The organism is Maribacter sp. R77961 (assembly GCF_044594925.1).
Taxonomy (GTDB): Bacteria; Bacteroidota; Bacteroidia; order Flavobacteriales; family Flavobacteriaceae; genus Maribacter.
In genome coordinates, this window is sequence record NZ_CP138991.1 from 3,180,572 (window position 1) to 3,193,461 (window position 12,890).

11 protein-coding genes are annotated in these 12,890 nt (G+C 39.3%); 2 read left to right on the top strand and 9 right to left on the bottom strand.

Going from position 1 to position 12,890, the window contains the following annotated elements:
• Positions 1 to 46: 46 nt before the first annotated feature.
• The 5 genes from SJY09_RS13640 to SJY09_RS13660 all read right to left on the bottom strand — a co-directional run bounded on the left by SJY09_RS13640 (position 47) and on the right by SJY09_RS13660 (position 4,268).
• On the bottom strand, positions 47 to 724 hold the full coding sequence (locus tag SJY09_RS13640) for a lysostaphin resistance A-like protein (protein ID WP_396636267.1): 678 nt from the start codon (positions 722 to 724) through the stop codon (positions 47 to 49).
• A 690-nt stretch (positions 725 to 1,414) separates the two neighbouring features.
• Complete coding sequence (locus tag SJY09_RS13645; protein WP_396636268.1) at positions 1,415 to 1,918, bottom strand: hypothetical protein; 504 nt, start codon at positions 1,916 to 1,918, stop codon at positions 1,415 to 1,417.
• A gap of 293 nt (positions 1,919 to 2,211) precedes the next feature.
• Positions 2,212 to 2,697, bottom strand: coding sequence for a hypothetical protein (locus SJY09_RS13650; protein ID WP_396636269.1), 486 nt, complete (start codon positions 2,695 to 2,697; stop codon positions 2,212 to 2,214).
• A gap of 224 nt (positions 2,698 to 2,921) precedes the next feature.
• Positions 2,922 to 3,467 (bottom strand): hypothetical protein, encoded by a 546-nt coding sequence (locus SJY09_RS13655; RefSeq protein WP_396636270.1) that lies wholly within the window; start codon positions 3,465 to 3,467, stop codon positions 2,922 to 2,924.
• A 153-nt stretch (positions 3,468 to 3,620) separates the two neighbouring features.
• Positions 3,621 to 4,268, bottom strand: coding sequence for a hypothetical protein (locus SJY09_RS13660; RefSeq protein ID WP_396636271.1), 648 nt, complete (start codon positions 4,266 to 4,268; stop codon positions 3,621 to 3,623).
• Positions 4,269 to 4,902: 634 nt separating this feature from the next.
• Here SJY09_RS13660 and SJY09_RS13665 point away from each other — a divergent pair.
• Complete coding sequence (locus SJY09_RS13665) at positions 4,903 to 5,970, top strand: tyrosine-type recombinase/integrase (RefSeq protein ID WP_396636272.1); 1,068 nt, start codon at positions 4,903 to 4,905, stop codon at positions 5,968 to 5,970.
• A 15-nt stretch (positions 5,971 to 5,985) separates the two neighbouring features.
• On the opposite strand, the gene SJY09_RS13670 is transcribed toward SJY09_RS13665, so the two are convergent.
• A complete protein-coding gene (locus SJY09_RS13670) occupies positions 5,986 to 6,600 on the bottom strand; it encodes a hypothetical protein (protein ID WP_396636273.1) in 615 nt (204 codons plus the stop codon).
• Positions 6,601 to 6,635: 35 nt separating this feature from the next.
• The gene (gene dcm, locus SJY09_RS13675; RefSeq protein ID WP_396636274.1) at positions 6,636 to 7,868 is read right to left on the bottom strand and encodes a DNA (cytosine-5-)-methyltransferase; all 1,233 of its coding nucleotides are present in this window, start codon (positions 7,866 to 7,868) and stop codon (positions 6,636 to 6,638) included.
• Positions 7,869 to 8,205: 337 nt separating this feature from the next.
• Here dcm and SJY09_RS13680 point away from each other — a divergent pair, with 337 nt between their 5' ends.
• The gene (locus tag SJY09_RS13680; RefSeq protein WP_396636275.1) at positions 8,206 to 9,390 is read left to right on the top strand and encodes a C40 family peptidase; all 1,185 of its coding nucleotides are present in this window, start codon (positions 8,206 to 8,208) and stop codon (positions 9,388 to 9,390) included.
• Between the two features lie 126 nt (positions 9,391 to 9,516).
• Here the strand turns inward: SJY09_RS13680 and SJY09_RS13685 are convergent, their stop codons facing one another.
• Both SJY09_RS13685 and SJY09_RS13690 read right to left on the bottom strand, forming a co-directional pair.
• Complete coding sequence (locus SJY09_RS13685) at positions 9,517 to 10,728, bottom strand: hypothetical protein (RefSeq protein ID WP_396636276.1); 1,212 nt, start codon at positions 10,726 to 10,728, stop codon at positions 9,517 to 9,519.
• Positions 10,725 to 12,866 (bottom strand): PQQ-binding-like beta-propeller repeat protein, encoded by a 2,142-nt coding sequence (locus tag SJY09_RS13690; RefSeq protein ID WP_396636277.1) that lies wholly within the window; start codon positions 12,864 to 12,866, stop codon positions 10,725 to 10,727. The genes SJY09_RS13685 and SJY09_RS13690 overlap by 4 nt, the downstream gene beginning before the upstream one ends.
• Positions 12,867 to 12,890: the final 24 nt, after the last annotated feature.

Consider the following 12,890-nt stretch of genomic DNA (forward strand, 5'->3'; position numbering starts at 1 on the left):
AGTCCGCATTAATTATAGGTATTGTTAGGCACTGGCTTTTTTCAATTCAAAGTACATAAGCTGTTAAGTTCCAAAAAATGTGAAAAATTACTGAGGGCCCGATTGATTCCGATTTATAGTATAAAAATCCAGAAAGTAGTCCTCCAAAAAATGTTAAGTAGGTTAAATGCCAAGTATGTTGAAATTCTTCGAAAAACAGATTCATATACGGCGCATGAATCAGGGCAAACAGAATCGAGGCTACTAAAATTGCGAAAAGAATATTTGTTTTCTTTTGCAAATTGTTTTGAATGTACTCTCGGAAGAACAGTTCTTCACCTATTGGAATGAAAATTATTGAAGATATAAGATTTACATTCCATTGTTGCGATAAGCCATCAAGGTCATAACTAATAAAATACTCTGTGTTAAAAAAGAAATTATAAACCCAATTCAATGGAGTTTGCAAATAAACAAAGCTAATCCCAAGTGCTATGGCAATAATATACCATTTTACACTTGTCCGTTTTACTAGGTTTTCAAAAGTTCTGTGTCTTATTATGAAAATAAAAATCAAAACGGCCAAGGTTTGTAATGCCCCTTGGATTGATAAATAGTAATTCAAGTAATTATCAAAACCTATTGAATCTGCAATTCCTCCCCAAACTCCAATTAATTCATTAACTACTAGATACAGTAAGGTTGCGATAGTAGCAATTAATAAGTTTGATAGAAGTTTGTTCAATAAATTTGATTTTTTCAGCTTGTGCCTAACGGTTTGGGTATTTGTATCGTTCGTCGTAGACGTATGATATCAATACCCTTGTTGTGTGCAGTAAATATAGCGCATTGCCATGAAGCCTTCAAATGGCATATGCGCCCCTGTTTACGGAGTCACTTCTCTTCAACGGTATAATGGGAACGACCGGACCATTGCTTTTTCGAGGGGGCCTTTCCAATGGAATATATACCCGTATATGTTAGCGTTGGGTAAGGGTCAAGGTCACGGGAACGAAAAAAAAGATGCCGGAAAACTTGATTTTCCGAAAAAAATCAACTTCCTTCAAACAAGTTTTTATACGAAACCTCGTATTTGATAGTGTAACTCTCATACGATTTATCGAAAAACTTGATCCCCTGGAACTCCAGGGTCCAACATCCTTTTTTACCTTCTCCTTAAAATCACCTTAGCAAAAAAACAATGACCTTTCACAAGAGAAGTTATTGCATACAACGGTTGAGCTATGAACAGTACGGGAGCAAACTAGCGTTTGCTTTCCGCCACGCACATAGCGAAATCTTTTGGTTTTGTTTTTTCTTTTTTTGTGTCAAAGCAAAATCCCAAAGATTTTGCGGACTTTATAAAAATACGCAAACCTTAGCATTTAAGCCCGAAGCCCTTATTGTTTATAGGTTTTGTTGTAAACAGTTTTTATCAATACCGTTGGACCACAGAATCATTTTCAATATTCATTGATTTACCATAAATATTGATAATCCATTTTGAGTGCTTGGCATATTCTATTTCGATTTCGCTACCAATTTGCATTTTATTAAATATATAATCCTTCACATCGTAACTTTTAGAATTTTCAAAGAATAGTCTATATTTAGTTTCGTTAGGGTCGCTGCTATCGACTGAAGAGCGCATATCAATAATTTTTTTGTCTATTAACTTAGTCTTAACTATAATTTTTATTTTCTCCCTTTCGTCTTTTTCCTTTTTTTGACTAATAAAGTCTTGCCAAAAACCTAGAATCCCTAAAACACCAATAATTCCGCATAGAACTTTCACGAATATAATATCTCTGTCCCATAAATAGTACAGTAGAGAAAACCCTACAACTATTAATATAATAGACATTTTCAAGGATGATTTGCTATTATATCGAAGTTTTTTTAGGTCATTAACCTCCATTTTCCTTTCTACTTCTCGCATATTTTTTGTGATTTCTAAAAAGTAATTTAAAAATAACAGTAAATCAATAGTTTGTTTACCGCGTTTGTCGAAAAGGTTAAAATTGTTTACAACGGAATTGTATAAGAATAGTAGGGCGGAAAAAGCGCACGAACCATTCGGTTAAACACAAGCCGAATTTTTAAATTTTTCTTATTATTTTTTCTTTTCTCAATAAGCCAAATTTAAAAATTTGGCGACCTCGAAATATACCCAAACCATTCGGTTTAGCCACTAATTGCCCTATTGTTTTTATACGATGTTACCTGCAGTTTTTATTTTCTGGCCCAAAACATTTCTTCTGTTCTGATTTTCCTCATTCCGATATCGAAATACGTTTTAAATCCATCCATTTCTTTTCCATCTCGCTCAACACTCATTAAATAGTTATGAGTTCCAACTTGCTGTTTATTTTCATTCCAACAAGCTATATTCAGAAAGTTGTTAAAAAATTCGCCCTCGAACCTAAAGTTTTTGATTTCAATTATTTCGTTATCGTCTTTCTTTTTTGCTAAAGTTATAGTTCCGTGTATTTTGTGAGCGTTCTGCTTTATTTTGATTTCAGATTCTTGATTCAGAAGTCCTTCGTAATTATGATTTTCAATCCAAGTTCCGCTTATGTCCAGTCCTTTATAAATTTTAGCTTGATACCAAGGAAGAAGAATTTTTTCCAGTACTTGTTTGAACATACCGATAAGTACGTAAGTTAAAATACCAGCAAATATGCTAATCATTATATTCAGTAAGTAATTGTTATCCATAGTGATTGGTTAAATTGCAGGTAACGGTCACGGCTAAGCGTAGTGCGGTTGTAAGGAAACTTTTCGTTTCCGTCTGCGCACGAAGCTAAAGCTTATTGTTTTGATTTATTTTTTCTATTCTAAAGCTAAATCCATAAGATTTAGTGACCTTATAAATATACACAGACCTTAGGTTTCAGCCCTAAAGTCCGTATTACGTTTAGGCATTGTTGTAAAACGTTTTTTTAGTACTGCTTTTCGTCAATTAATTCTCCATTCCTAGAATAGATTTTCCAGACTCCTATTTTTTTATTCCCAATCATTTTGCCCTCTTTCTTTAGATACATACTATCTAATTTCATTGAATAGTTATAGAATTTGTCATTACTTATGACTTTAGTTTTTTCGTCGACACGTAACAACTCTTCCAAATCGGTGGTTTCCGAATCAATTTCAAAGGTTGTTGATTCGCTACAAAGTCCACCAAAGTTCAAATAACATTTTTGAGATAACAAATTTCCAAATCGGTCAAATTTGGCTGTCATTTTTACTTGTCCATTCCTGTAATACTGATAATAATCTCCAAAATAGTAGTCGGCAGAATAATCCCCAACTTTGTATGTTAAAACAGTACCCTTTTCCTTTATCTCTCCATTTTTGTATAGCTCTTCAAAATTTATAGTATCTGTTGCAATCAGCTTTTCAGTCAAAATTTCGTATTCCTTAGAATATTGAGAGAATAAACAGAAGGTGGTAAAAACTGTAAATATGATTGTGGTTATAAATTTCATTAAAATGTTTTACAACGTGTTTGTGTATGGTTAGTTGCGTGTTTAAGCAACTAATTTAGTAAACAAAAACGAACGCGAGAAAATTCCGAAGGAATTTTCCAAATAAGCACTTGCCAAAGCAATTAATTATACACGGTGTTGTACGCTGGCTTTTTATATTATTATAATTAATTTCTTTTCGTTTATTTCAAATTCGATAATTTGCAAATTAGTACTCCGCTTAAAAATGAATTTATTATGACCTTTTTTCAATTCAGTTTTAGCGAATAGAGTTGTGCTATGATTTTTCAATAAATGATTTACTTCAAATTCAATATCACTTTCTACTTCTGATTCCAATTTGATAATTATTTTTCCTTTTCTCCGTTTTAATCTTATGTTTTTTAATTCGGATATTTCGTTCAGGACTGGATTTTCAGGTTGATTAAAAATAACAAAACCAAGATTGCATTTTTGAGGATAAACTCCTTCAGATTCGCACAGAGAAGTCGCAATTTCAATTTTTTTGGATGGAAATAGTTTAAGAGTTTCTATTTGTTCTTTTGAAAATTTATTCGCGGTTGAAGTAATATTTCCAGAGATTATTATAGTGAGCCAAAAGTCAATCTCATCTTGTTCTGATTCTTGCTCACAATTAATTCTTTCAAATATTTTGCTTTTACGCTCGTCAGGATTCAGCTGTTTAATTTCCTTAATCCATTTTTGAGATTCCTCATAATTTTTAAAATCTCCGCAGTTATTTTGTCCAAATGAAACTTGGCTAAATAAAATAAATAGAATGAAGATTTTAATGGCTCTCATAGGTTTTCACAGCTTGCGTACAACGGTCGAGGCTAAGTGCTGTTCGGCGTAGCCGTATTGCATTTAGCCTATGTTGTGTGCAGTAAATATAGCGCATTGCTTTGAAGCCTTCAAATGGCATATGCGCCTTATTTACGGAGTCACTTCTCTTATAGCGGAACAGTAGGAACTACAAAACCATTGTTTTTTTGAGGGAGACTTTCCAATGAAATATATACGAGTATATGTTCTCGTTGGGTAAGGGTCAAGGTCACGGAAATGAAAAAAAAGATGCCGAAAAACTTGATTTTCCAAAAAAAATCAACTTACTTCAAATAAGTTTTTATACGAAACCTCGTATTTGATAGTGTAACTCTCATACGATTTATCGAAAAACTTGATCCCCTGGAACTCCAGGGTCCAACATCCTTTTTTACCTTCTCCTTAAAAAGACCTTAGCAAAAGAACAATGACCTTTCCCAAGAGAAGTTATTGCACAGCAACACGTTTATATGTCTGTATAAACGTTTATTTCCCACAAGGTACAAAATTTAACCTTTTTACTGTAAATAATAGTTTAATACAAGATGAACGTACATCTATTTTATATATATTTGTACGTACTTTTAGAGTACTAATTATATAAAATGACCGTATGATACTATCCAACTATACATTTCATGCAGATCAGCACAAGGGTAAAGATGTCATCTTAGTGCAATTTCCGTTCAACAATAACTTAAAACTAGCGTTAAAAAAGCGGTTTCCATCTGCCAGATGGAGCGCTAGTAAAAAAGCATGGTACCTGCCAGATTTATCGGTAATACGAAAAGAATTACAATTACAGGAAAAAAATACGGTAGAAACCAAGGCCCTCCGTATACACGAGGTAAACCAAGAAGCGTACCGGGCCCTAAACGAGCAGTTAACCCTCAAAGATTATGGTAAAAGCACCATTACAATGTATTTGGCGGAGTTCTACCATTTGCTCGTGCTTTTAGACGATTATCCAGTTCAGGATTTAAATCCTAAGCGACTCAAGGATTATTTCCTATACTGTATCCGCGTAGAGAAAATGAGAGAACGCAAATTAAACGGAAAAATCAACGCTATAAAGTTCTATTTTGAACAGGTGTTACACAGACCCAAAATGTTTTTTGACATTCCCCGCCCTAAGAAAGCAACTAGTTTGCCAAAGATGTTGAGCAAGTCCGAAGTAAAAAAATTGTTCAACGTTACCCAAAATATAAAACATAGGATAGCGCTTCAGCTATGCTACGGTATGGGGCTTCGGGTTTCTGAAGTGGTCAATTTAAAAATTGAGGATATAGATAGTAAAAGAATGGTGGTGCACGTAGTAGGGGCAAAAGGTAAAAAAGATAGGTACGTGCCCTTGCCAAAATCTATTTTACCCAAGTTGCGAGAGTACTATCTAAGCTTTAAACCCAAAACATATTTGTTCGAGGGTCAATATGGCGGACCTTATGGAAAATCTAGTTTGCAACAGGTGTTTAGACTTGCCATGAAAAGAGCCAAAATCAACAAAAAGATAGGTATACACGGCCTGCGCCACAGTTACGCAACACATTTATTGGAGGCGGGCGCGGATATGCGTTTCATTCAAGAGCTGCTAGGTCATCATTCCATTAAGACCACACAAGTATACACAAAGGTTACACCACGAAGTATATCTAAGGTTCAAAGTCCGTTAGACAGTATATAAGGGCAAAGCTACCTTTTAGATGAATCGTTTGGCGATGCCAAGGCGTATTAAAAAATCTAATTTCAAGATAAGATTTATAGGTTTTTCCGCTTTGTATAGCTTTGAAAAATAGAGGTAACCCTCCTTTTTAGCATCTAATTGTGTTAGTGCTAGCTTGGCGCTTTTCCCTGAATGCTTGTGAATTACCGTTTCTAATAATTCCTTTCGGATGCCTTTGGACGCTAGGAAAGCAAGTAGCTTTTTTCGGTTCACCAAGGTAATTTTACAAGAGGTATAGGTATTGGGGCTATCCTCATAAATGGCGGTAATCAAAGCATAGAATTCGGTTTCCTTGGTAGTATCGAACAGCCACCCTTCTTTTAGCTGTCCCTTTTTTTGGTACTGAATTTCAAAGGCAAAAGTGGGCAAGTCATCGTTGATATAATCTAACTGTGCCTTCTCGTCTATAGCATAGCGTTGGCCTGTGATTTTATGGGTAAAATAGGCATCAACACCCTTTACCTGTCGTTTATAGTCAGAAATGCGCTCAAAAGTGTAGTGTTTTAGATGTGAAGCATACATACGGTCTAGCAGCGGGAACAACTGCCGTTCCTTTTTTAAATCTGCCTTAAAGGTACTTTTCAGCGTCATGTTTTAAGTTTTTTGGCAGCTACTTTCGTACGCTTTTAGGGGTTTTTAATAATTTTTTCGCAGAGCGATTTTCCAAGTCGTTCCACAACCCCGACAACAAGTGCGTTGCCCATAAAAAAGGCACGTTTTGCATCGCTTATTCCGGCTAGATAGGTGTGATGGTCCGGAAACATATTTAAGCGTTCCAGTTCCAAAGGAATCAACCTCCGTAAGCCTTTAGAGGTCTGTACCACATGTTTAAACCGAGACGGGCTTTTACCGCCCTCACCCGTTATAATGGTGCGTGATGGCTTATCCAGCGCATCCGGAAACTGCATACGCCCTTCACTATAATTATAGGAAAATCCGCTCTTTGCCGTCCGCACTTCTTTTTTCGCACCTTTTAAATAGGCCCATTTTTCAAGGTCCTCCGGAGTAATATAAAATTCTGGTGGTACTTGGCCATGTGCCAATACATCGCCCAGTAGGGTGCGTTTTCCATCAAATTGCGCATGGGTTTTTGCGGTAAAAACCTGCCCGTTTATACAGATACCCGTATTTTGAAAAGGAGATAGTTTTTCGCCTATATTAAATTGCTCGGAAAGTCGTACCAAGTCCTGCCCTAGTGTAAAGGTTTTTTGGAGCTCTATAAGAGCACCCACAGGAAAAGCACTGGCAACGGTACCTGATGCACCTAGCCATTCTTTGGGGTCGCTATCTTGCAGACCATTGTAGACCCCGCTGGTCTTATGGTACCCTAGGAGAAACACACGTCTTCTACGTTGCGGCATACCGTAATCCGCGGCATTGATTACACGCCATTCCACCGCATAGCCCAGGTCGTCCAAACTTTGTAGCATTACGGCAAAATCCCTTCCCCTTTGGGCAGCGGGAGATTTTAGTAAACGGTCTACATTTTCTAGAAAAAGGTATTTCGGCGGATGCTTCTTCTCGGATAGGATACGGTGTATGCTCCACCACAACACCCCTTTTTTGCCTAAAAGTCCTTTGGAGTTCTGTAAGGTCGTGGCCACGGAATAGTCTTGGCAGGGAAAACCGCCTACCAGAATATCCGCATCCGGAATTTGGTCCGTAAGCACGTCCTCGATAGAGGTGTTGCTATGATTTTTAGCCCCGAACCTGGCCTCATAGACCATAGAAGCATGCTGTGTTTTAGTGCTGGGCTCCCATTGGTTGCTCCAGACTATTTCGTAAGCTCCCGTTTGCTCTAGTCCCAAACGAAAACCACCAACACCTGCAAAAAGCTCTATGACCTTTAATTTTTTCATGGAATGCTAATTTAACTAAATTGGGTTGATATCATCTACAAGATGCTAAGTAGCTGCCATCAAGAATTTAATTTTATAACCCGTTGTGCATTTTGCATAGTTTATGTTTAAATTGTCAGTTCGAGTGCTGTATTTTTCAATTTTTCATTGCAAAATGCAGTGTATCGAGAACCTTGTTGGTCCAAAAGCTATTCTCGATACATTTTTTCTCCATTGCATTGCGATAAAACACTCGGACAGACATCCATTTTTAGTAATCCAATCAAAATACACAACGGGTTTTTATAACACATGGTAACTAAGGCCCTATTACTTATTTTTACTGAAAATATACGGTATGCACTTTAAATCGGTTTCACTACTTCTCGTAGCTCTTTTTCTATTTGGATGTAATCAAAGGCCAGAGGAAAACAACGGAATTCAAGAACATATAGATGCTATTAAGAGTAAAGTTGCTCCGGATAAACGAGTGGCCCTATTCGCTATTGAGGCCCTAAAGAATAACGATACGTTTATCTTAAAGGGCGAAAGTAACTTGCCGGACGGCATAAAGGCGCTGACCGGTATTTTATCTGAAAACAATATTCCTTTTGTGGATAGCATTGCCCTACTTCCCTCAAAAGAACTCGGGGATAGCACAAGGGCCGTCATCAATATATCGGTCGCAAATTTAAGGAGCAATCCCAAGCATTCCGCAGAGTTGGCCACGCAAGCTACCTTGGGCACCCCGGTAAAAGTGCTTAAAAAGCAAGGGGATTGGTACTACATTCAAACACCGGACAATTACCTCTCATGGGTAGATAAGGGAGGGATTCAGTTAATGGGGACGGAACGCTTTGCCCAATGGAAAGCCATGGATAAGGTGGTGTATACCAAAACGTATGGTCATTCCTATAACGCAGTGGATGAGAAGGAGCTTGTTTCGGATTTGGTCGCAGGGAATATACTTGAATTTGTAAAGCTAATGGATGGCTATTTTGTAGCGTCCTATCCTGACGGTCGCATTGCCCTTATCAGGGTCGATGAGGCAGAAAGCTATTTTGGCTGGGTTAAAGATAGGGTGCCGGAGCCCGGCAAATTGGTGGCTACATCTAAAACATTAATGGGGGTACCCTATTTATGGGGCGGTACTTCTACAAAGGGAATGGATTGTAGTGGCTTTACCAAAACCGTTTATTTCCTCAATGGGATGGTTATTCCGCGAGATGCATCCCAACAGGTGTATGCGGGGAAGCCTATAGATTCTGTTCAGGATTTTAGTCGATTAGAACGGGGAGATTTATTGTTCTTTGGACGAAAAGCAACGGACACAACCACCGAAAAAGTGGTGCACGTAGGCATGTGGATAGGGAACAACGAGTTTATTCATGCATCGGATATGGTACGCATAAGTAGTATGGATCCCGAAGCGGATAATTTTGATGCGTATAACAAGGACCGATACCTAAGAACAAAACGATTATTGAAAGAAGAGGATGATGCCTTGGTTCGTTTGGCGCGGACGCCTTTGTTCAAAGATTGATGCGGTTCATTTTCGTGGTTCTTTTGTTTTACCCGATAATAGAGATTTAAATGCTCCGACGCTTGCGTCGAAAGTAAAAGTAATTTTCCTTTTAATGCCTTACGGGCTTGCCACAGGGTAGTTTACCTAGCGCAAATAATCTTCGGGTGTGGTTTCTTTGATGAGTTCTCGGAGTGCAAGGCTGTAATTCTTTTGTTTTTCTTGCTCGTTGGGGTTTAGGTTGGGTGAGGTGCGTTCGTAGAGGCTAGCGAATAGTTTAAAACGGAGACGTTGAATCATTCTTTTGGTTTCAGGTCCGCCCTTTGAGAATTGCTTGTTCAGCTTTTTAAATGCGTTTTTCCACCAATTCATAGCTGCTGTTTCGGGTGCTTTAAATTCGCTATTCATCCGTTCAAAATACAGCGCTGTCAGTTTTCTTTCCGTGACCAGTGCCGCATTTCTTTCTTTGAAAGCTTTTTTATAGGCAGGCGAACCCTTTACTGTTGTGATGCGCTGCGAAATACTGTCCAGATGATAGCTGCTTCCAAAACTTTCATGTATTCTGTTCAAATCTTCAAAAGCCCCTAAGACCTCTTCATTCTTCAACTTGTCCATAGCTTTTTCATAATTGGACAGGTACAGGTTTTTAAGGGTGTCACCATCCAAAGCTACCGTACCTTTTTTGTGAAGCGCAACATAAAGCCAGTCAAAAGCTTCCAGCATCTTTTCCTCAGGGGGCCAACGATGGCCCTCATCAAAAGTAAATAAGGTTTTGTTGAACTTTAACCGCGCTAATAGCGGCATTAGTTCTAGCATTTCTGAGTAGTTCATATCTCTCGTACCACAAATTCCCGCATAAAGAAAGTTGGAATTGTAGGGCATGTTTCCCGGCTGCATGGCCAACCCTGCGCCACAACCAATAACCCCGGTAATTTCATCACTTAGAGAGGCTATGCTGGTAGCAAGCCTTGCCCCACCGGAAAAACCACTTAGAAAAACCTGTTCGGGGTCAATTGTAAACTGGCTAAAGAGATGTTTAAAGAGGCGGTCGGCTATACTAAAATTACGATCGTACGGGCCATTTCTAGAATTGTTGGAGCATACCAGCACATGCCCATATTTTTCAGCAGCTTTTATAAAAGGGGAGAGTCCTACCTTACCACGCCCTGCAGGTTCAAATACAATAACGATAGGAGCTGGTTTTTCTGTAGAAAAGGTAGTGGGGAGGTAAAGGGCAAAAGTTTCGTTCTCCGAACCGATTACAGCAATGGAATCTATAATTCTTCCTTTTGTATAACTAGTTTGGCCACAAGCAATAGCCGCTAAGAAAAGAAAAAGAGATACTATTATAGGTTTCATTCTTCTAGGGCAAAAGCAATAATTTGGTTTCCTTTTTCAGTGCCCAGCTTTTCACCACCACAGGCAATGGCAATGTATTGTTTGCCATCCACTTCATACATAGCTGGCGTGGCAAAAGCGGCAGCGGGCAGTTGGTACTCCCATAGCAGGGCGCCGTTCGTTTTATCGAAAATTCGAAAATAGCCGTCTCTGGTAGCTCCAATGAACAATAATCCGTTCGCGGTCACTACGGCCCCACCATAATTTTCAGACCCCGTACCAACGCCTTTATCACCTAATTCCGGAGTGTTCCCAAAAGGGATGGACCATTTATAGTCCCCCGTGTTCAAATCAATAGCGTGCATGGTACCCCATGGCGGACTAATTCCCGGCAAGCCGTTACTATCCAAAAACTTGGAATAACCGGTATGCTTGTATAGGACCTTATCTACTGCAGTCTGCGATGTTTCCGAGACAACTGTATGCTTAATCTCTTCGTTGAATAAAAACCGCGTTAAAGCCTGTAACTCTTCTTTTGTAAGTTGAGGAAAACCGGTCATCATTCCCTTACCATTGGTAATGGTTTTCATTACGTCGCGCTTACTTTTCTTAAGATTTAAACCGATAAGTGACGGAAATCCGCTTGCGGCAACACCCTTTCTATCCGTTTGATGACAGCTCACACAATGTCTTTGATAAGTTGCTTCGCCAAGGGGTGTTCCACTGGCAATGGCCGTGTTAGGGGCCATTTGTAAGTTCCATGCCATCTCGTTAGAATTTACGTAGAGGATACCGTCATCAGGATCCGCAGCCGCCCCGCCCCATTCCGCAGCCCCGTCATAACCAGGCAATAAAAAAGTAGGTGAGGTATTGGGTGGGCCATATTGCCGCCTATCGGAATTTCTAAAAATAGCACGTAGTTCTTCGCTGTTTTCAGCAAATGGACTAATATCATTTTCTGTTAAATCTTGCGACATTCGGGCAAAGGGTTTGGGTTGCACAGGTATGGGCTGTGTAGGCCATGTTGCCTCACCGTCTAGAACAGATTTAGGCATGGGCTTTTCTTCAATATCGAACAAAGGCTCCCCTGTTATTCTATGGAATACATAGACGTAGCCTTGTTTGGTAACCTGGGCCACAGCAGGTATTTTTTTACCGTCTCTTTCTACCATCAAAAGATTAGGAGGCGCAGGTGGGTCTCTATCCCAAACATCGTGATGCGTAAATTGAAAGTGCCATAAGTGCTCACCCGTATTGGCATTCAATGCCACTAAGGAATTTGCATAGAGATTGCTGCCCAAACGCACACCACCATAAAAATCGGGAGCGGCGGAGCCCGTAGGAACATAAATGATTTCTGCCTCTTCATCAACCGCCATCCCTGCCCAATTATTGGCCGCACCGACCAATGGGCTTTTATAGGCCGTACTGTCTTTCCAAGTTTCAAAACCAGCTTCTCCAGGGTGTGGTATGGTATGGAAAACCCATTCCAATTTACCCGTTACGACATTAAAGGCCATAACATCGCCAGGTGCCGCTGCAATGCCTTCAGAAATGCGCAAGGGCATAATTATTAAGTCTTTATAAATTGTTCCGGGAGTGTTGGAGATTACAAATTTGTCTTTGGCACTATCTGGCATGCCAGAACGCAAATCTATTTTTCCATTATCGCCAAAAGAGGCAATGGGCTTCCCCGTATGTGCATTTAGGGCAAAAAGGTGAGACCCGCGCGTACCTAAAATACGTTTGTCATCACCATTTTCCCAGTAGGAAACCCCTCTGCTGGTAGAATGCCAAACCTTCACGGAATCTCCAAATTGCCAAATCTCTTCACCTGTGGTTGCATTGAGGGCCACAATCCTAAGGGCGGCCGTAACCCCATAAAGGATGGAGTCTACAACAATAGGGTTCATTTGCATTTGGCCCTGATCCGCAGCCTCGTAGGACCAGGTTACTTTAAGCTGGTCAAGATTTTCTTTTGTAATCTGTGATAAGGTAGAGTAGTGGCTTCGGCCAGGGTCCCCAAGATAGGAAGACCATGTTTGGTAAGCTGTAGCAGATGTAATTGTAGCACCTTCGTTTGTGCAGCTTTGTAATAGGCTCAATAGTCCTAAATAACAAAGGGATAAGGGGATGAGGTTTTTTAGTGTAGCTTTCAAAAGAGGAGACGTTTTTCTAAAAAT